Annotated in this window: 20 protein-coding genes; 10 read left to right on the forward strand and 10 right to left on the reverse strand. The window is 44.8% G+C overall.

What is annotated here, in order from left to right; translation table 11 throughout:
* Positions 1-11: 11 nt before the first annotated feature.
* From HDC91_RS00140 to HDC91_RS00155, 4 genes are read right to left on the reverse strand one after another with little or no spacing between them, the layout of a single operon-like run.
* Positions 12-242: a hypothetical protein gene (locus tag HDC91_RS00140; protein WP_162432852.1), complete on the reverse strand. Its 231-nt coding sequence runs from the start codon at positions 240-242 to the stop codon at positions 12-14.
* 52 nt (positions 243-294) lie between these two features.
* On the reverse strand, positions 295-525 hold the full coding sequence (locus tag HDC91_RS00145; protein WP_183547213.1) for a hypothetical protein: 231 nt from the start codon (positions 523-525) through the stop codon (positions 295-297).
* A 54-nt stretch (positions 526-579) separates the two neighbouring features.
* Positions 580-726: a hypothetical protein gene (locus HDC91_RS00150; RefSeq protein WP_162432850.1), complete on the reverse strand. Its 147-nt coding sequence runs from the start codon at positions 724-726 to the stop codon at positions 580-582.
* 46 nt (positions 727-772) lie between these two features.
* A complete protein-coding gene (locus tag HDC91_RS00155) occupies positions 773-916 on the reverse strand; it encodes a hypothetical protein (RefSeq protein ID WP_162432849.1) in 144 nt (47 codons plus the stop codon).
* Positions 917-1,430: 514 nt separating this feature from the next.
* Here HDC91_RS00155 and HDC91_RS00160 point away from each other — a divergent pair.
* Positions 1,431-2,864: a tetratricopeptide repeat protein gene (locus HDC91_RS00160; RefSeq protein ID WP_183547216.1), complete on the forward strand. Its 1,434-nt coding sequence runs from the start codon at positions 1,431-1,433 to the stop codon at positions 2,862-2,864.
* A 10-nt stretch (positions 2,865-2,874) separates the two neighbouring features.
* Here the strand turns inward: HDC91_RS00160 and HDC91_RS00165 are convergent, their stop codons facing one another.
* The 4 genes from HDC91_RS00165 to HDC91_RS00180 form a co-directional block, all read right to left on the reverse strand.
* On the reverse strand, positions 2,875-3,162 hold the full coding sequence (locus HDC91_RS00165) for a hypothetical protein (protein WP_162432847.1): 288 nt from the start codon (positions 3,160-3,162) through the stop codon (positions 2,875-2,877).
* A 230-nt stretch (positions 3,163-3,392) separates the two neighbouring features.
* On the reverse strand, positions 3,393-3,764 hold the full coding sequence (locus HDC91_RS00170) for a helix-turn-helix domain-containing protein (protein ID WP_183547219.1): 372 nt from the start codon (positions 3,762-3,764) through the stop codon (positions 3,393-3,395).
* 159 nt (positions 3,765-3,923) lie between these two features.
* Positions 3,924-6,206 carry an ATP-dependent helicase gene (locus HDC91_RS00175; RefSeq protein ID WP_183547222.1) on the reverse strand — a complete coding sequence of 761 codons (2,283 nt, stop codon included), beginning with the start codon at positions 6,204-6,206 and terminating at the stop codon, positions 3,924-3,926.
* Between the two features lie 289 nt (positions 6,207-6,495).
* A complete protein-coding gene (locus tag HDC91_RS00180) occupies positions 6,496-6,891 on the reverse strand; it encodes a hypothetical protein (protein WP_221262080.1) in 396 nt (131 codons plus the stop codon).
* 390 nt (positions 6,892-7,281) lie between these two features.
* Here HDC91_RS00180 and HDC91_RS00185 point away from each other — a divergent pair, with 390 nt between their 5' ends.
* Together HDC91_RS00185 and HDC91_RS00190 are read left to right on the forward strand one after the other, a co-directional pair.
* A complete protein-coding gene (locus HDC91_RS00185) occupies positions 7,282-9,285 on the forward strand; it encodes a thioredoxin domain-containing protein (protein ID WP_183547225.1) in 2,004 nt (667 codons plus the stop codon).
* An 82-nt stretch (positions 9,286-9,367) separates the two neighbouring features.
* Positions 9,368-9,868, forward strand: a complete 501-nt coding sequence (locus HDC91_RS00190) for a peptidylprolyl isomerase (RefSeq protein ID WP_183547228.1) — start codon at positions 9,368-9,370, stop codon at positions 9,866-9,868.
* A gap of 69 nt (positions 9,869-9,937) precedes the next feature.
* Here HDC91_RS00190 and HDC91_RS00195 read toward each other — a convergent pair whose 3' ends face one another.
* Positions 9,938-10,636: a hypothetical protein gene (locus tag HDC91_RS00195; RefSeq protein WP_183547231.1), complete on the reverse strand. Its 699-nt coding sequence runs from the start codon at positions 10,634-10,636 to the stop codon at positions 9,938-9,940.
* A 16-nt stretch (positions 10,637-10,652) separates the two neighbouring features.
* Positions 10,653-11,081: a PH domain-containing protein gene (locus tag HDC91_RS00200; RefSeq protein ID WP_183547234.1), complete on the reverse strand. Its 429-nt coding sequence runs from the start codon at positions 11,079-11,081 to the stop codon at positions 10,653-10,655.
* A 253-nt stretch (positions 11,082-11,334) separates the two neighbouring features.
* On the opposite strand from HDC91_RS00200, the gene HDC91_RS00205 reads away from it, so the two are divergent.
* The 7 genes from HDC91_RS00205 (at position 11,335) to HDC91_RS00235 (ending at position 20,705) form a co-directional block, all read left to right on the forward strand.
* Positions 11,335-12,420 carry a fatty acid desaturase gene (locus HDC91_RS00205; protein WP_183547237.1) on the forward strand — a complete coding sequence of 362 codons (1,086 nt, stop codon included), beginning with the start codon at positions 11,335-11,337 and terminating at the stop codon, positions 12,418-12,420.
* A gap of 155 nt (positions 12,421-12,575) precedes the next feature.
* Positions 12,576-14,117 (forward strand): PD40 domain-containing protein, encoded by a 1,542-nt coding sequence (locus tag HDC91_RS00210; RefSeq protein WP_183547240.1) that lies wholly within the window; start codon positions 12,576-12,578, stop codon positions 14,115-14,117.
* Positions 14,118-14,140: 23 nt separating this feature from the next.
* Positions 14,141-15,055 (forward strand): sugar phosphate isomerase/epimerase, encoded by a 915-nt coding sequence (locus HDC91_RS00215; RefSeq protein ID WP_162432839.1) that lies wholly within the window; start codon positions 14,141-14,143, stop codon positions 15,053-15,055.
* A gap of 61 nt (positions 15,056-15,116) precedes the next feature.
* Positions 15,117-15,683 (forward strand): gluconate 2-dehydrogenase subunit 3 family protein, encoded by a 567-nt coding sequence (locus HDC91_RS00220; RefSeq protein ID WP_183547243.1) that lies wholly within the window; start codon positions 15,117-15,119, stop codon positions 15,681-15,683.
* A gap of 2 nt (positions 15,684-15,685) precedes the next feature.
* Positions 15,686-17,401 (forward strand): GMC oxidoreductase, encoded by a 1,716-nt coding sequence (locus tag HDC91_RS00225; RefSeq protein ID WP_183547246.1) that lies wholly within the window; start codon positions 15,686-15,688, stop codon positions 17,399-17,401.
* A gap of 170 nt (positions 17,402-17,571) precedes the next feature.
* Positions 17,572-19,251, forward strand: coding sequence for a GMC oxidoreductase (locus tag HDC91_RS00230; protein WP_183547249.1), 1,680 nt, complete (start codon positions 17,572-17,574; stop codon positions 19,249-19,251).
* 23 nt (positions 19,252-19,274) lie between these two features.
* Entirely contained in the window at positions 19,275-20,705 is a 1,431-nt protein-coding gene (locus HDC91_RS00235) for a Gfo/Idh/MocA family protein (RefSeq protein WP_183547252.1), read from the forward strand.
* Positions 20,706-20,725: the final 20 nt, after the last annotated feature.

Consider the following 20,725-nt stretch of genomic DNA (forward strand, 5'->3'; position numbering starts at 1 on the left):
TTGCTGTATAATTAATCGGCGGTGCCCACATCTTTTTTATTGTCTGCAGTGCCTACATCTTTCTTGTTATCGGCGGTGCCTACATCTTTTTTATTATCTGCGGTGCCTACATCTTTTTTGTTATCGGCGGTGCCTACATCTTTTTTGTTTGAAGTAACGGTGTTATGGTTAACGGTAACCGTTGCTGCTGATAATGCGCCTGTGCTTAATACTAATGCTGCTGCTATAATTAATTTTTTCATGATTGCTATTTAATGGAGTTTTATATGTTGTTAATTGGTAATTGTTGTATAATTAATCGGCGGTGCCCACATCTTTTTTATTATCTGCGGTGCCTACATCTTTCTTGTTATCGGCAGTGCCTACATCTTTCTTGTTATCTGCGGTACCTACGTCTTTTTTGTTATCGGCGGTACCTACGTCTTTTTTGTTTGAAGTAACGGTGTTATGGTTAACGGTTAACGCTGTGGCTGATAATGCGCCTGTGCTTAATACTAATGCTGCTGCTACGATGAATTTTTTCATGACTGTTATTTGGGAAGTGTTGTTATCTATTGTTGATTAATTTTCTATGATTGATTAGTCGGCGGTGCCCACGTCTTTTTTGTTGGCTGTAGTGCTTTTTTCAAAAGTTGCGGTAGGTTTTACCGATGGCTCTTTAGTGCATGATGGTAAGATGCCTGCGCTTAATATGAGTAATGCTGCTGCGATTATCGATTTTTTCATATCCGTAATATATCAGGGTTATACTTTTACTTTTTTGATGGGTTAATTAGTCGGCGGTGCCGATGTCTTTTTTAAATGCGATGTTGCTTTGTTCAACAATGGCGGCAGGTTTAACATTTGCCTGTTTGGTGTACGATGGTAAAATGCCGGTTGTTAAAATTAGTGCCGCTGCGATAATTAACTTTTTCATTGTGTTTTTTTATTAAGTTCTTTTTTCCTTTTTGTTATCAGTCTGCTGTTCCAATATCTTTCCTGGTGCCCGTGGTTGCTTTTAAAAACATATCCATTGTCACGCGTATATTTTTTTGTTTAACGCACGAGGATAAAAGCAACCCAATTAATACAACCACACAGGCCAACAGATTTATTCTTATATTTTTCACTAATCAATTTCTCATTTTTAGTTAGCCTTTAAGCAACTTTTAATTATTCACCTATTTTTGGTAGTTTAACAATTATTTAGTAACTATTAGTTAATAAAAATCGTATATTTTACCGTTTATTGTTTGATACAATAATATGTTAATAACCGTGTAACTTATTAACAATCAGTAAATTAACAAGACAAATATAATTATGTTTTTTAATTATCAGGCAATAATGAAAAAAAAATTTTCTTGCTGTTTTTTATTAAATTTAACCCGGTAACCATTGTTTATAATAATTTTATAACTTTCACCATAATATAACGTATCAGAGCCGTAATGAATAAAATTTTTACTCTTCTTGTTTTTTTGCTTGGTACAACTATATACGCGAAGGGTATTGACGGTGTTGCGGCACAGGATAGTAATGAAGTAATTAAACTGAATAAACAAGCATACGATAACCGCTTAACCAGCCCCGACCAAACCGTTAGCTATGCTAACAAGGCCCTTGAACTTGCAGAGAAGGCCGGCTATGATAAAGGCATAGGCGAAGCTTACCGGGTTAGGGGTATTGGTAATTACTATTTAAACCAGGCCAGCGCCGCTATTCATGATTATTTGCTGGCGCTATCCACTTTCTCGAAAATTAAAGACCTGCGAAGCGAGGCGAAAGTTTATAATAATATAGGGAACTTATACCTGGATAATAACTACGCCAGTTCATTAGAGTATTTGAACAAGTCTTTAGAGATTGCCCTTAAGCTGGCCGATAAGCAGCTAACCGGCTCGTTATACTTAAATATTGGCAATGTTTACTACCGTAAAAAAAGCTTTAACCAGGCTTTAAATTATTACAACAAGGCAAATGATATTTTTGTTGCTATTAAAGATTCGGTAAACCTTATACAGGCGCTGCAAAACAGGGGGGTAATTTACTTTAACCTTAACCAATATGATATTGCTGAAAAGCTGCTGCTTGCAGCCAATAAAGCCGCAAAAGAACGCGACCTGAATAAGCCTGTTGCCAGTACGAACCTTACGCTGGCATCTTTATATATCGCGCAAAAGCGGTTTAACGATGCCGAAAAAATTGTGCAGGAAGGGCAGGCATATTCGCAAGCGGTGAAGGATGAGAAACTGGAATCGGACTATATTTACACCACTTACCAATTAGAGGCCAAGCGCAAAAACTACGAACGTGCTTTGTATTACCTGCAGCAGATATTCAGGCAGGATAGTACCATTTATGCGTCAAACGAGTCCAATCAAATAAATATGCTGCAGGTGCAGTTTAAGCAGCAGGCAAAGCAGCGCGAAAACGAACTGACCATTCAACGCCAGCAAAACGACCGGATAAAATTTTGGGCGGTTACCGTTGTAGCAGGCTTGTTGTTAGTGGTAATAGCTTTGCTGGTTAGCAATGTTAAGCGCAAAGCGGCAACCAATACAAAACTTACCGAGCTTAACGGCGAAGTATTGCGCCAAAAGGATAACCTGGACCGCGTAAACCATCACCTTGAAGAAATTATTGACGAGCGTACCAAAGACCTGCAAATAAAGAATAAAAAGCTATCCGAGTATTCGTCATACTTATCGCACCAGATACGCGGCCCCATAGCTACCCTTCGTGGTTTAATGAACCTGGAAAAGGAAAAGCTTGTTGACGAAAAAGAATGTATTGTAATGATGGACAAGTGCGTATCTGATATCGATCAGAAAATTATCGAGATGAGCGAAATGCTTAACGATACCAGCAGGGCGCCCGTTTAACCGCTTGTTATTAACCCGGGTAAGTGCTGTGTATCTGCGCCTCAAATAACCCCAGATAAACACAGTACCGTGATATCATTTGCAGTATAAGTAACTGCCTGTGCCTTTTATAACCTTCTGTTTCAAAGGCCAGCGTTTCGTTGCCGGCTGTTACAAAAAACCTTACCTCACCTTCACGCGGTTTCAGGTGCGACCTGAAAAAACCGGATGCTTTTACTTTCAATTTGCTACGCCTGTCATGAATGGTCCCATCCTTTGGCAGGTCGTCGTTCGCAATCGAGATCATGTAATTTGACATAGCTATTTTTTTATACCTATGTTGTACAATTATAAAACCAAAGGACTGTTCCGGGTTATTTAAAAAAGCAAAAAAACAGCAAAGCGGCAATAAAACGCCTTTTATTTTCACGAGATGCAAATAATTAAGATTAACTTAAATAAATTACATATAGTGAAACAAAAAAAGCGAATGATTACCGCCTAAACAGTACTGTTTGTTGTTTATATTGAACACTTAAGCGAACACCCTTACAGCGCTACCTGGTTTTTGCTCAGCAATTCTTCGTACAGTAAAATAACTTTACGCTGTAAATTGGTTATCTCGGTCTCCCTGTCAATTAGTTTTTTCTGGACTATGCTAAGGCTCACGTCCTGGGTGCTGGGTTCTTCTACATACTCAAGCGAAAGAAGATTAACAACACTTACTTCAAAAATATTGGCAATTTGTTCAAGCCGGGATAAGTTAATATCGGTGACCCCTGTTTCGATCTTCGAAAAGGCAGGGATAGAAATACCCAACCGGTTTGCAACATCTTCCTGGCTCCAGCCACGCTCGTGGCGAAGTGTACGGATGTTTTTACCAGCTGATTTGTTGGTCTTCTTTTTTATGGTCTCGCTCATCATGTACATAATAATAGTTAATTAAGGGAAAAGGGTATTAACTATTATCCAAACCAAGTGCCACTTATTAAATACGGCTTAATTAAGCGTAATTAACAAATAGTTAATGTGTGTTTTTATAAGTGTGGAATTTGTTCTACATATAGTGGGAATAAAATTTTACTCTACCCCACTTACTATACTTAGTTTCGCGAATTTCAACAGTAGTTGTTTCTGGCCTATTTCTTTAAAAAATATAGTGGCTTTAACGTCAGGTTTGTTACCTTCAAGGGTCAGCACTTTTCCAAAACCAAAACGCTCATGCTCAACCTGCATACCCACCTGCAGGTTTGATGTATCTGACGGTTTAAAGCCCGGCGACGGTACATGTGCTTTTGCCAGTATTGACGTTGTTTTAACCGGCGGCGCGCTCGCTGCCTTAGGTTTCGAAAAAGTATCGGCACGGCGGCTCCAGGCACTGCGCTCGTCGTCAAACGAACCTGCGGAGGCGGCTGGTTTAGCTGTAAAATCAAGCTCCAGATACTTGGCATCAATTTCATCTAAAAACCTGCTGGGCTCGCAGCTTATCAGCGTGCCAAACTTAAAACGCGATGTCGCGTAGCTGATAGTAAGCTTATATTCGGCGCGGGTAATGGCCACATAAAACAGCCTGCGCTCTTCTTCCAGGTCGCTGCGCGAGTTAAGCGACATCTGCGACGGGAACAGGTTTTCTTCGAGCCCGACGATGTGTACCTGCGGGAATTCCAGGCCTTTTGAGGAGTGGATGGTCATTAACGATACGGTATCAGCATTTTTATCCTTGTCGTTATCGTCGTTGGTTAATAAGGCTACGTCCTGCATAAAAACATCCAGGCCCTTTTCCTCAATATCTTCCCGTTCCGAAAATTCTTTGATACCGTTCAGCAACTCCTGTATATTTTCGTAACGGTTAAGTCCTTCAACAGATTTATCTTCGTACAGGTCTTTAAGCAAACCGGAATGCTGCGCAATGTGCAGCGCCGCTTCGTAAGCACTCTGGTTTTTGGTGATTACCTGGAAGCTTTGTATCATAGCCGCGAAGGCGTTTAACGATGCGGGTACTTTATCAATATACCGGTTAGCCTGCAAGATCACCTCGAAAGGGGTGATGTTGTTTTTGTCGGCAGCTACAATTATCCGGTCAACAGTGGTGTCGCCAATGCCACGTTTTGGGTAATTGATAACACGTTTAAGCGCTTCCTCGTCGTTAGGGTTAAATGTAAGCCTGAAGTACGCTATAAGGTCCTTGATCTCTTTACGCTGATAGAACGATAAACCGCCGTATATTTTGTAAGGGATGCCGTTTTTGCGCAGGGCCTCTTCCATGGAGCGCGATTGCGCGTTGGTGCGGTAAAGGATGGCAAAATCGTGCCATTTAAGGCCGTTTGAGGTTCGCTGGTACATAATGGCATCAGCAACCAGTTTGCCTTCTTCATTGTCGCTAAACGCGCGCATCACCTTTATTTTGTCGCCGCTTTCCTTCTCCGAAAAAACATGCTTTTTAAGCTGCTCTTTGTTATTGGCGATTACGCTGTTGGCAACATTTACAATATTTTGGGTCGACCGGTAATTCTGTTCCAGTTTAAACACTTTCAGGTCGGGGTAATCCTTTTCAAAGTTCAGGATATTCTGGATATTGGCACCCCGGAAGGCGTATATACTCTGCGCATCGTCGCCTACCACGCAAATATTTTCGTTTACGGCGGCAAGGCGTTTTACAATAAGGTACTGCGAAAAGTTGGTATCCTGGTACTCGTCCACCATCAGGTACTTAAACTTCTGCTGGTATTTGTTCAGTACGTCGGGGTGGTTCTTTAAAAGTTCGTTAGTTTTAAAAAGCAGGTCGTCAAAGTCCATTGCACCGGCGCGGTAACAGCGTTGTGCATAGGTTTCGTATATTTTACCCAGCATACCGCGCCCGCTGCTAAAATCATCGGCCTGTATCTGGTCGTTATTTTGATACTCCTGCCAGCCAACCAGGTTGTTTTTTGCCGCGCTTATGCGGTTGTATACAAAATTCTGGTTATACAGCTTATCATCCAGCTGCATCTCTTTTAATATGGCGCGGATAACGCTTTTGCTGTCGTCGGTATCGTAAATGGTAAAGTTGTTGGGGTAGCCAATTTTATCAGCCTCGACCCTTAAAAGCTTCGCAAAAACCGAGTGGAAGGTACCCATCCAGATGTTTTTGGCCTCGGGGCCGCAAATGTGATTAATACGCTCGCGCATTTCGCGGGCAGCCTTATTGGTAAAGGTAAGTACCAGTATGTTAAAGCTATCCACACCGCTGCGTATAAGGTGTGCAACGCGGTATGTGATCACACGTGTTTTACCCGAACCCGCGCCGGCAATGATCATTACCGGGCCTTTTATTTGTAGTACGGCGGCTTTTTGTTCGGGGTTTAACCCTGCTAAATAATCCAAATCCAGTTCCTCTTTTCTTGTACCGCGAAATTAGTGTTTTGCTCGGGAAAGCTAAATAAATTGGCAACTGAAATTTTCCACGGCGCCTAATCTTATCAACGTTGAGCATTCGCCGGGTAAAGCTACGTTTCTTTATAGTTGAAATTACGCTGAAATATGAGCACCATTAAACGGCCTTTTTAAGGACAAAAACGACCTTGAAACGGCCTTCATGCGTTTAACTCGTATTCGTTTTAGCCCGTTTTTGCCAAAAAAAAATGGCAGCCAGGCTTGAGTTATTCCGATGGGTTTATAGCTTTTTTTTCACAGCCTGATATATTATCCAGCCAAAGGGCAGCAGCCATATCAAGTCGTTCCAAACGTTTACCCAAAAAAAGGAGGGTGCCAGTTTGCCCAGCCAGATGTAATATACCGAGCCGATTGGCCCCAGCAGTTTGCCGATAAAGCCTACCAATACCAGGGGCCAGTAAGCAACCGGGTCTTTAGATGCAAAGTAATAAGCGATGCCGTAAACGCCAACCAGCATCCCTACACAACGCAGAATGATAAGCAGGAAATCGGTAGGCGGGTTGCCGAAAAGTATGATCTGCGGATAAGCCGATATAACGATTCCCCAAAAAATATTATAGACAGCGGCCAGCAACATGATAGTTTTGGCGGCTTTGAGTTTGGTGGTATCAGACATGTTTAGTTTTGTGAATATAGCAAATTATCGGTCGACTCACCCCGCGGCACTACGTGCGCGACCCTCTCTGCTGCGCAAAGAGGGTGAGGAATTTTGTATTTCCGTCTTTCCGCATAAGCGAAGAAAAAGGTGTCGGGCCAGCAAGGACCAGGTGAGTAAAATGATCTGCCGGAGCTGGACTCCCCCGTGGCACTACGTGCGCGACCCTCTCTGCTGCGCAAAGAGGGTGAGGAGAAGATTTTTCGACCCTCTTTGCGCGCAGCGGAGAGAGGGTGGTCGGGCGAAGCAATGACCGGGTGAGTAAAGAAGGGTAACAATGACGCACTGCAATTTGCACATCCTCAAAACAATTAACAATTTAGCCAATTATCTAAGTACAACATCCACCCTATGAACAAGCTTGCCAACTCCACATCGCCATATTTACTGCAGCATGCCAATAACCCGGTCAACTGGTATCCCTGGGGTACCGAAGCGCTGCAAAAAGCAAAGGACGAGAATAAACTGATATTGGTGAGCATTGGCTACTCGGCTTGCCACTGGTGCCACGTTATGGAGCATGAGAGCTTTGAGGACGAAAGTGTGGCCGCCGTAATGAACGAATATTTTGTGTGCATTAAAGTGGATAGGGAAGAGCGCCCGGATGTAGACCAGATCTACATGAGCGCCATACAATTGATGAGCGGCCGCGGCGGCTGGCCCCTAAACTGCATTTGCCTGCCCGACCAGCGGCCAATATACGGCGGTACCTATTTCCGCAAGAACGACTGGGCATCGCTGCTGTTAAACCTGGCCGATTTTTACAAGACCAAACCCGAAGAAGCCGAAGAATACGCTGTGCGACTGACCGAAGGCATTAAACAATACGAATCGGTGGCTTTTGTTGCCGAACAGCCGAAATATACCAGGGCCGACCTGGAAACGATAATGGCTACGTGGCGCCGGTACATTGACCCGGTTGAAGGTGGTTTTGGCGGGGCGCCAAAATTCCCGATGCCGGCTAACGTGCAATTTCTGATGCGTTATGCCTACCTGATGAAGGATGAAGGAGTTGCCCAGAATGTAAGGCTAACCTTAAAAAAAATGGCCTTTGGCGGTATTTACGACCATATTGGCGGCGGCTTTGCCCGTTACGCGGTCGACGGGGTTTGGCATGTGCCCCACTTCGAAAAAATGCTTTATGATAATGGCCAGTTACTTAATCTATACGCCGAAGCCCACACCTGGAAACCCAACCCGCTGTACCAAACCATTGCCGACGAGATCATCGCATTTGTAAGCCGTGAGCTAACATCGCCCGAAAATGGTTTTTACTCGGCGCTGGATGCCGATAGCGAAGGCAAGGAGGGTAAGTATTACATTTTTACCAAAGCTGAAATAGAAGAGATTTTAGGCAATGATGCCGACCTGTTCAATATCTACTACCATGTTACCGAAGATGGTAACTGGGAAGAAGAGGCATCAAACGTTTTCCTCCGCCGCGAGGAGGATGCAGAACTGGCTGAAAAGCTGGGCCTGGCCGTTGAGGAACTGACGAGCCGGATTAACACTGCCCGGCAAAAAGTTTTAGAAGCACGCAGTAAACGCGTGCGCCCGGGGCTTGATAATAAGATATTAGCGTCATGGAACGGTCTGATGCTGAAAGGCCTTTGCGAAGCTTATCGTGCTTTTAATAAACCCGAATATTTAACGCTGGCGTTGAAGAACGCGGAGTTTATAAATGATAATATGCTAAATGGTGCCAAACTTTCAAGGGTATATAAAAGGGACGGCAAGGATAATGCGGCCACTTTTCTTGACGATTACGCCAACGTCATCGACGCGTTTATAGCCCTGTACGAAGTTACCTTTAACGAGGACTGGCTGATACAGGCCCAGAAGCTGACCGACTATACCCTTGCACATTATTACAATGCAGACGGCGGCATATTTTACTACACAGCCGATAACGACGAGCAACTCATCGCCCGTAAATCTGAAATTATGGATGGAGTGATACCGGCATCGAACTCGGTTATGGCGCGTAACCTTAAAAAACTGGGGCTGTTTTTTGATAACCAGGGTTACCTGGAGGTATCGGCACAATTACTGCGAAATATTGTGCCCCACCTGGCAAAATACAGTACGGCTTATGCAAACTGGACCATGCTGCTGCTCGACGAAGTTTTTGGCACCTATGAGGTGGCCATCACCGGTAACAATGCCGAAGCGAAGCGTGTTGAAATGGAACAAAATTACATCCCTAATAAAATAATGTTGGGAGGTAAGGATGGAAGTTTACCTTTGCTGGCTGAAAGGTTTAACAGTGATACCCGGATATTTGTATGCAGGGATAAAACCTGCGGCCTGCCGGTGTATAATATCACCGACGCGTTAAAACAAATAAATAATTAATTCCTTATACAAATAAACAGGTATTGTGATAACCCCGGCTAACGCCAGGGATGGAGTTCCAAGCCTTTAAAACAACTATGAAATGAAAATTCAACCACAACACGTAGTATCATTAACATACGACCTGTATGTAAAAAAAGAGGACGGGACCGAAGGGTTACAGGAAAGCGCGACGCAGGAGCAGCCATTAACTTTTTTGTTTGGCGCCGGGCAAATGATACCAAAATTTGAAGAAGAATTAAGTACCCTGTCAACCGGGGATACTTACGATTTCCGCATATCAGCGGCCGAAGGTTATGGCGAGTTTGATGAAGAAGCCGTAGCTAACCTGCCAAAAGAGATGTTTCAGGGGCAGGACCTACCGCAAATAGGCGAGGTTTTACCTTTGCAGGACAACAATGGCAACCGTTTTCAGGGCCAGGTTGTTTCGGTTACCGAGGATTCAGTAATTGTGGACCTTAACCATCCTATGGCAGGCCAGGAACTGCACTTCAAAGGCGAGATCCTAAATGTGCGCCCTGCAACGCTCGAAGAGTTATCGCACGGCCACGCGCACGGCCCGGATGGTCATCATGCACATTAATAGCAGCAGCATATAAACAGCAAGAGACGCGAAGCTTCGCGTCTCTTGCTGTTTATGGCTATCAAATCCTTATTCAAAATCAAGATGGCCTGCACCGTTCACCACGCATCTTATTTTTATGGTAGATGCTATAGGTTCGTCATTTAACCGGGCGGGTATAAACATCAGGTAGGCAGGGTCGGGCAGTTTTAGGTTCATGTTGATGGTTCTGAAAGGTATAGCCGAAATATCACCTATGTAAAAGTTTACTTTATAGTCGGCAAGGCGTCCCCCCGGGCTTACCAGCAATTCTACAACAGCAGTAAGCTGGTTCCGGTAAAAATCAAGATCTTTAGGCAGTTTAAACAATGTTAAATAGGGCAGATAACCATAAAATGTGCCGCCTATCTTTATAGGTTTTATAACTCTGTCGCCGGCTTTAAGTTCCTTATCTACCAGGTAAGAAAGATGTGATGTACTGTCTTCAGGCGCTTCGTAAAATAAGCGGCTATGGCTATAATCATAGGTTTGCAGCACCACACCTTTGGGGTTGTAAAACCGCCATAAACCAACACGTTTATCGTTGCCATACGTGCCGCTGGCAACCGGCACCTTGTTTTTATAAAGGGCGCTGAACGATCCATGCCTTATATTAACATTGCTTTTTAATACCGTGAACACTTCGGTTACCTGGTTAGACAATTTCCGTTTTACCTGGATGGTGTCCTGCCCTAAACACTGGTTAATAAAAAAAACGGTCGCGAATAATAATATGTAGCGTTTTAGCATTTGTAAGTAAGAGGTTTTAGCTTGCGTTATGGGTATATTCAATTGCCGGGTTTAGCGCTTGTAATTGTGCAATAAAATCGTCGGCATTTACCGGCGAAATCACCACAGAGTCGTATTTATTATAAAATACTTCCAGCCTGTCGAATGAAAGGGCGGGCGCGCTTAATATAGTTTTGCAAGGCGTTATCTTTTTAATATCGGCAACCGGTATGGTCAGGTTAACAAAAAAACCACAGCGAACTTTTAAATTACCGGTGCCGGTAATAGTATAATTGGTATTAAATACTATCGGCAAAATAATTATACCTGTTGCCGCAAAACAAAGTATTGCCGGCAGGTAAAGCTTGTGAAAGCAGTAGCTTACCAGCATTATGGAAATCAGCCCCAAAACGCAGTAAATGACAAAACCTTTTTTTGATGTATAGATCTGATCTGTGGTTTCCATGCCCTAAATATAAGTAAAGCTAACCAACCATGGCATCAACGCTGCCGGTATTATAACGTTACAGTTGTATATATGACAATGAAGGCAGCAATAAGTTTAACCCCGTTAGTATTGTATTATGCTAAGTACCAGACATTACACTGACAAATTAATTATACTTTAATTTTTTTAACGATTTTTAAAAAACTTTGACTATCTTTATTCCGTAAATTTCCCCTATAAACTTAAAGATTAAAAATAAAATCCGCTGCTAATGGCATTTATACACGATGTGCTACAAGAACCCTCATATGGTTGGAAAGATGCCGATGGTAACCTGTCTAAGCCCACTCCAAAACAAATATTCTCTGAATTTTTCTCACGACTAAATATATTTAAAGACAAAAAAAACTGGCTTTCGTTTACAAGCTGGGCGATGGTGTTTTGTTTGGCGCCATTCCTGTTCCTTTTTGCTTTTAAATATTTCACTATAACAGGCTTAATTATAGCCTTTGTTTACAGCATGATGGTAATGGGTACGCATGGCACCATTTGGTATCACAGGTACTGCACGCATGGCGCTTTCAAATTCAGGAATAACTTTTGGCGGTTTATTACGCAAAACCTTACCCTTAAAATCATCCCCGAGGAGATATACGCCATATCGCACCACGTACACCACGCCTTATCAGATACCCCGGGCGACCCTTATAATGCGCAGGGCGGATTCCTGTATTGCTTTTTGGCAGATGCAAATCACCAGCCCGTTAACCGTAACCTTGACGAAAAAGGGTACAATCGCTGCCTTACTTTAATGAAACACACAGGCGTTACCTGTAATACTTATGCCCAATATAAAAAATGGGGCTCGGTGGCAAACCCGTTCCACATGATATTGGGTGTTATTGCCAACTGGGCATTTTGGTTTACGGTATTTTACCTGCTTGGCGGTATGGGCCTTGCTTGTGCCATATTTGGCGCGGCCGGTTTTTGGGCCGTTGGCGTGCGCACTTTTAACTACGAAGGCCACGGTAAGGGGCAGGACAAACGCCGCGAGGGGATAGATCATAACCGCAAGGATATGTCGGTTAACCAGCTTTGGCCGGGTATTGTGGCCGGCGAGTGGCATAACAACCACCACCTGTTTCCTAAAAGCGCGCGTTCGGGCTTTAAACCTTACCAGGTTGACAGCGCGTGGTACTACATTAAATTTATGCACATGATTGGCGCTATCAGCCATTATCACGATTCAAAGAAGCAATTTTATAAGGAATATATTAAACCAGGTGTTAAGCTGATTGCCGAACCCGTGTTTTGCCCTACAACCGGCAAGCAAATATTTGCAACTGAAGTTATTTAACAAATGATGATACTTTTTTAACCCTATGTTTAAGGGATGAGAGACAGGGGCACGCAAGTGCCCCTTTTTTTGTCTAAAAACCACGCCTAAACTGTGATTTTTACAAATGAATATATAACTTAGGCAAACCAATTATACTAATCCCTAAAAAGCCAATGCTTAAAAAAACCACTTGTGTATTTGCCGGCTTGCTGGCAGGTGTAATATTTGTTACGGCAGCATTCGCGCAAAATAAGCCGATAGGCATATTTGATGGCAATGGCGATATAGGTGCTGTAAAAAATAAGGGAAGTGTTATCTACAATGCCGCCGCTCAGCAATACACGGTTGCAGGTTCAGGTACCAATATCTGGTTTAATAAGGATGAATTCCATTTTGTATGGAAGCGCATGAAAGGTGATTTTATATTGCGTACCAATGCCGCCTTTATTGGCAAAGGTACCGAAGCTCACCGCAAATTCGGCTTAATGGTGCGCAAATCATTGGCAGGTAACTCGGCGCATGTTAACGCGGTTGTGCATGGCGATGGGCTTACATCATTGCAATACCGCGCCGCCGATGGCGACAGCACCAAAGAACAAAAATCTGCCATTACTGCCGCGGGGGTTATTCAGTTAGAACGAAAGGGCAAAACCTACACCATGTCGGCAGCCCGCAAAGGCGATGTATTCGGCCCCGAAGAAAGGGTTGATATCGATCTGGGCGATGAAGTTTATGTAGGCATATTTGTGTGCTCGCATAATCCTAACGTGGTAGAAAAGACCGTTTTTAATAACGTTCGGATAGTGGTACCTGCACCTGCAAGCCTGGTAGCCTATAAACAATACCTTGGCAGCAACATAGAGGTGCTGGATATGCAAACGCAAAACAGCCGTATCATTTATCAATCTCCAAAATCGTTGCAGGCGCCAAACTGGATGGTCGATGGCAAGTCGCTTATATATAACAGCGAGGGCTTATTGTATAAATATAACCTGGCTACCAACGCGCCCGCCGTGTTAAACACCGGCTCGGCTAAAGGCAATAACAACGACCATGTATTATCATTTGACGGCAAATGGTTAACTATCAGTAACAACGATAACGGTGCACCTTCGGTAGGTTACGTGGTACCGGTTACCGGCGGCGAGCCACGCAGGGTTACCGAAACAGGCAAAGGCGCATCTTATATGCACGGCTGGTCGCCGGATGGTAAATACCTGGTATTTTGCGGCGAGCGCAATAAAGAATATGACGTTTACCGCGTGCCGGTTGCCGGCGGCCACGAAGAAAGGCTTACTAACACCCCCGGCCTTGATGACGGGCCCGAATACACGCCCGACGGCCAATACATTTACTTCAATTCGGTACGTACAGGCCTGATGCAGGTTTGGCGCATGAAAGCCGACGGTACCGAACAAACACAAATAACAAACGACGATTATAATAACTGGTTCCCGCATGTATCGCCCGATGGCAAATGGATAGTGTACATCACCTTCCTTAAAAATGAAGTGGCTCCGGGCGATCATCCCTTTTATAAACACGTTTATATACGTGTAATGCCGGTTGGCGGCGGCCCGTCAAAAGTCGTTGCCTATTTATATGGTGGCCAGGGTACTATCAATACGCCGTCGTGGTCGCCTGATAGTAAGCACATTGCCTTTGTAAGCAATACCAATTTATTATTTCCGGCGTTTCCTATAAGTAAACACTAACATCAACTAAATCTCAAAATAAAATGACATCATCCCGCAGAACCTTTTTAAAAAACAGCGCTATTGCAGCCACTGCAGCAGCTTTAATGCCGGGCGACCTGTTTGCAGCGCCGGGCCGCATTCAAAGAGTTGGCTTACAACTTTATTCCGTACGCGATGCCATGATGAAGGATCCCGCCGGCTCGTTAAAAAAACTGTCGGATATGGGCTACCAGCACGTAGAGCATGCTAACTATGTTAACCGCAAATTTTACGGCTGGACAGCGAAAGAGTTTAAGAAAGTGCTGGACGACCTGGGGCTGCAAATGCCAAGCGGCCACACCGTAATGACCCCGCAGCACTGGGATGCCGCAAAAAACGATTTTACAGATGTATGGAAATATACGGTGGAAGACGCGGCCTATATGGGCCAGAAATTTGTGATAAGCCCCTGGATGGACGAAAAGGTACGCCATGATACCGACTTGCTGAAACGCACACTTGAGCAGTTTAACAAAAGCGGCGAGCTTTGCCAGCAGCACAACATGAAGTTTGGCTACCATAACCACGATTTTGAATTTACCACAATGGTAGGCGATATGCGCCTGTTCGATTACATCCTTCAAAACACCGACCCTGATAAGGTTTCGCAGCAGCTGGATATTGGTAACATGTTCGGCCGCGAGAATAACGCCATTTCGCTGATCGAGAAATACCCGGGCCGGTTTGTATCCATGCACGTAAAAGACGAGGTAAAAAGTGCCACCAATACCGAAGGCACCGGTTACGAGAGCACCATTTTAGGCAAGGGCGTGTTACCGGTTAAGGATGTGTTAAAGGCAGCCAAAAAAACAGGCGGAACCGTTTACCTGATTATCGAGCAGGAATCGTACCAGGGAGTAGATCCGTTCGATTGTGTAAAAATTGATTTACAAACCATGAAAAAGTGGGGATATTAATAGTTAAAAACTACCTTACACCCAGTAACTGTATTTTCAACACTTACTAATTTTAAAGATATTGGATAATAAGATAAACCGGCGGATAGCGATAAGGAATATGGCCCTCATATTAGGCAGTGCGGCCATACTGCCGTCGTGCCTTAACGACAAGGGCAAGCCCACCGTGCAGCTGAAACACCTTAAGCTTAATGCCGACCAGGAAACGCTGGTAACAGAACTTACCGAAACTATTTTGCCCAAAACGGCTACACCAGGCGCAAAAGACCTTGGCCTGCATTTATTTGTTTTTAAAATGATAGACGACTGCTACGATAAAGAACATCAGGACGATTTTATTGCCGGCCTTGATGATTTTGAGAGCGCGGTAAAAAAACAGCACGGGCAGCCTTTTAGCAAATGTTCGGTAAAAGACCGTACCGCCTTTGTGAGCGGTATTGAACAGCACAGCAATGATAAAAATTATAAGGATAATGCAAAGCTGATGGCATTTTACAGGATGGTAAAAGAACAAACGGTATTTGGGTACACAACCTCTAAATACTTTATGACAAAGCAAATAGTTTATGAACTGGTACCGGGAAGATATAATGCTTACTACCCGGTTAAAAAGCTCGCAGCGGTATAATTATGGCCAATTTAAATATAGATAGTGTTAAAGATCGTACGTTTGATGCCATAGTTATCGGATCGGGCATGAGCGGGGGCTGGGCAGCCAAGGAATTTACAGACAAAGGCCTTAAGACGCTTGTGCTTGAACGCGGCCGCGATGTTAAGCATATAAAAGATTATCCCACAACAAACTTATATCCCTGGGAGTTCCCGCATCATGGCGTGTTGCCCGATGATGTGCAAAAGGCAAACCCCATTGTAAACCGTTGCTACGCCTTTGGCGAAGATGCGGCACATTTTTTTGTTAAGGATGCCGAACACCCGTACGTGCAGGAAAAGCCGTTCGATTGGATTCGCGGTTACCAAACAGGCGGTAAATCGTTGCTTTGGGCGCGCCAAACCCAGCGATGGAGCGACTTTGATTTTGAAGGCCCTGCCCGCGATGGTTTTGCGGTTGACTGGCCCATCCGTTATAAGGATATCGCACCATGGTATAGCTATGTAGAAAAATTCGCGGGTATATCCGGCAACCGCGATGGCATCCCCGAATTGCCCGACGGTGAGTTTTTACCGGCTTTCCCCCTAAATGCGGTAGAGACCTATTTTAGCAACCACGTAAAAAAAACGTATAAGAACAGGCACGTAATAAGCGCGCGCTGCGCCCACTTATCAAAACCCACCCAAATACATCTGGACCAGGGCCGGGCGCAATGCCAGGAACGTACCCTGTGCCAGCGCGGCTGCCCGTTTGGCGGCTATTTCAGCGCGAATGCATCTACTATACCGTGGGCTTTAAAATCTGGTCATTGCACCTTAAGGCCGCATTCGGTTGTCGAGTCAATCATCTACGATGAAAAGAAAGGCAAGGCATCGGGGGTAAGGGTTATTGACGCCAACACCAAAGAAGCTATTGAATACTATGCTGATGTTATTTTTGTAAACGCAGCGGCATTAAACAGTAACCTGATATTGCTTAATTCAACATCAAACCGTTTCCCTAACGGGTTAGGTAACGATAGCGGTACATTGGGTAAATACGTAGCCTTTCATAATTATTCGGCACACATAAATGCCGAGTACGACGGCGCTAAGGAATGGACAACCGATGGCCGAAACCCTGCGGGCGGTGGTTACATTCCCCGTTTCAGGAACGTTTACAAGCAAGAAACCGATTTCTTACGCGGGTATGCCTGCGGTTTCAGCGCTTACCGCTGGCAACAGAACAGCAGCGAGGGCATTGGCCAAACCCTGAAAGACAACCTGGTTAAAAAAGACCTGAGTGGCTGGCACGTAGGCTCGCACATGATGGGCGAAACCATCCCCAAAGAAACAAATTACGTTACGTTAGATAAATCATTGAAAGACCCGTGGGGCATTCCACAGCTAAGAATTTCTGTTGATTACGACGATAACGACGAGAAAATGAAAAAGGATTACGTGGAGCAGATGACAGAGATGTTCACCTCGGCGGGTTTCACCAATATCCAGGCATCTACAGATCACCGGGCGCCCGGGCTTGATATTCACGAAATGGGTGGTGTACGCATGGGTAATGATCCAAAAACATCGATGCTTGATAAATGGCACCGACTGCACGCATGTAAAAACGTTTACGTTACAGACGGGGCCAGCATGACATCAACCAGTTGTCAAAATCCATCGCTTACCTATATGGCCTTTACCGCCCGCGCGGTTGACCACGCCGTAAGCGAAATGAAAAAGGGGAACGTGTAAGCGAGTTTGCAGTAAGCAGTTTGCAGTAAACACTGTCAACTGCCTGCAAGAAACTGCCAACTGATGCATTGTGTAAAAAAAACACAATGTAATATTTGTAAAATAATTTTTATTCATACATTAGACGAGACATCCAATTACTAAACAAATATATTTAACGCTATACTTTTATGTCTACAAACACTTATGACGCGATAGTCATTGGTTCAGGTATCTCAGGCGGCTGGGCTGCAAAAGAACTGACCGAGAAAGGCTTAAAAACCATCATGTTAGAGCGCGGTAAAAATATCGAGCACATTAAAGATTATGTGAACGCTAATAAAGGCCCGTGGGAATTTGAACACAGAGGTGGCCGAACGCAAAAAATGATAGAGGATTACCCGGTTTTAAAGCGTGATTACCCTTTAAATGAAACCAACCTTGACTATTGGACCAACGAAAAGGAAAGCCCGTACACCGAAATTAAGCGTTTCGACTGGTTTAGGGGTTACCATGTTGGTGGTCGTTCGTTAATGTGGGGCAGACAATCGTACCGCTGGCACGATACCGATTTTGAAGCGAACTTAAAAGATGGTATAGGTACCGACTGGCCTATCCGTTACAAGGACCTTGCGCCATGGTACAGCTATGCAGAAAAATTTGCGGGTATCTCTGGTAACCGCGATGGCGTTCCAATCCTTCCGGATGGCGATTTTATGCCGCCGATGGAAATGAATGTTGTAGAAAAGGATATTAAAAAACGTTACGACGAATTTTACAAACAAGCAAGGCATTTTATAATTGGCCGTACTGCTAACATCACCGTACCGCACAATAACCGTACAAACTGCCAGTACCGTAATAAATGCTGGTTAGGCTGTCCGTTTGGCGCTTATTTCAGCACGCAGTCGGCTACTTTGCCGGCAGCTATGGCAACAGGTAACTTAACCGTTCGCCCATGGTCTATCGTAACCAGGATACTTTACGATAAAGACACCAAAAAAGCAAAAGGCGTTGAAGTATTGGATGCAGAAACCAACAAGACTTATGAGTTTTATGCTAAAATAGTTTTTGTTAACGCATCGGCACTAAATAGTGCCTGGGTGTTAATGAATTCGGCTACCGACGTATGGGAAGGCGGCTTAGGCAGCAGCAGCGGCCAGCTTGGCCACAACGTTATGGACCACCACCTTGGTGTTGGCGCAGGCGGCCGCATAGAAGGCTTTGAGGATAAATATTATTTTGGTCGCCGTGCAAACGGTATATACATACCACGTTACCGCAACCTGAATGGCGAAAAACGCGATTACATCCGCGGCTTTGGTTACCAGGGCGGGGGCAGCCGCAGCGGCTGGAGCCGTGATATTGCAGAGATGAATATCGGTGGTGACTTTAAAGATGCGTTATCAGAACCGGGTTCATGGAGCTTTGGTATGGGTGGCTTCGGCGAAACCCTGCCATATCACGAAAACCGTGTTTACCTGGATAAAACCAGAAAAGATAAATGGGGCCTGCCAATACTGGCTATTGACGCGGAGTGTAAGGATAACGAGCGCAAAATGCGTATAGATATGATGAACGACGCAAAGGAAATGCTGGAGAACGCAGGCGTTAAAGACGTGCAAACCTATACATCCGAGCCGGTATTAGGCCGCGGTATCCACGAGATGGGGACAGCACGCATGGGCCGCGATCCAAAATCATCGGTATTAAACGCTTACAACCAGGTTTGGGATGCTAAAAACGTATTTGTTACAGATGGCGCGGCAATGGCCTCGGCGGCTTGTCAAAACCCATCGTTAACTTACATGGCGCTTACAGCACGTGCGGCAAACTTTGCCGTTGATGAATTGAAAAAAGGTAATATTTAAACAGAATTGAAATTCGACTAACAATGACTGAAGAAAAAGAAACCACAGGCTCAAATCCGTCAAGGCGGAATTTTATAAAGTCGGGCGCGCTGGCGGCCGCAGGATTCATGATAGTACCGCGCTTTGTATTGGGCGGTAACGGTTATACAGCGCCAAGCGATATGCTGAATGTTGCAGGCGTTGGCGCCGGCGGTAAAGGCGAAAGCGACATTGCCAATTTTGCAAAAAGCGGCAAGGCAAACATAGCTTTCCTGTGCGATGTTGACGACCGTCGCGCGGCAAAGTCAAGGGCATCGTTCCCTAAAGCCAAGTATTATAAAGACTGGCGCGAGATGTACGATAAGGAGCACAAGCACTTTGATGCGGTATCGGTATCAACTCCTGACCATAACCACGCTATAATAGCTTATAACGCTATGCAGATGGGTAAGCACGTATACGTGCAAAAACCGCTTACCCATGATATCTGGGAGGCGCGCTTACTAACCGACGCTGCAAAAAAATTCAAAGTAGTTACACAGATGGGTAACCAGGGTGCATCAAATGATGGTACCCGCTTAATGTCAGAATGGTATGATGCCGACCTGATAGGCGATGTGCATACCGTTTACTGCTGGACAAACCGCCCTGTATGGCCGCAAGGTATACAGTGGCCCACCACCAAGGCCGAGATCCCGAAAGAGCTTGACTGGGACCTTTGGCTGGGTACAGCGCCTAAAAAAGATTACGTAGATAAATTAGTGCCATTTAACTGGCGCGGATGGTGGGATTACGGTACCGGCGCCCTTGGCGATATGGGCTGCCACCTGGTTGAAGCGCCGTTCCGCGTATTGGGCATACAGTATGTTAAAGATGTACAGGCCAGTGTAGGCAGTGTTTATGTAGATGAGTTTAAAAAAGGCGTTTTCCCTGAAAGCTGCCCTCCGTCAAGCCACATTACATTAACCTTCCCTAAAACCAACAAAACCAAAGGTGATGTAACCCTTCACTGGATGGATGGGGGTATACAGCCCGAAAGACCTGATGAGCTTGGCCCTAACGAAAAATGGGGCGGCGAAGAAGGTAACGGTACCCTATTTATTGGTACAAAAGGTAAAATGTACGCCAGCACCTACTCTGATGCGGCTACCCTGCTGCCAAAATCGCGCACGCAGGAAGCTAACGCGCCGCAAAAATACAAGCGTGTACCGGGCGGTGCCAACGGCCACTACGCGCAATGGGTTGAGGCTTGCCTTGCCGGTTACGGAAAAATGGAAGTAAGCTCTCCGTTTGAAGTTGCGGGTCCGTTAACCGAGGCTTTGCTGATGGCAAACCTTGCAGTGCGCGGCCACGACCTTAAAGGTGGTACCATTAAATACACATGGGATAACCAGGCCATGAAGGTTACTAACTTTGACGCTGTTAACCAGTACGTTAAACGCCAGTACCCTGCAGGTTTCGAGTTGAAAGCTTAATCATTAAATCATAGTTCACT

This window comes from Mucilaginibacter sp. AK015, from assembly GCF_014200785.1.
Classification (GTDB): domain Bacteria; phylum Bacteroidota; class Bacteroidia; order Sphingobacteriales; family Sphingobacteriaceae; genus Mucilaginibacter.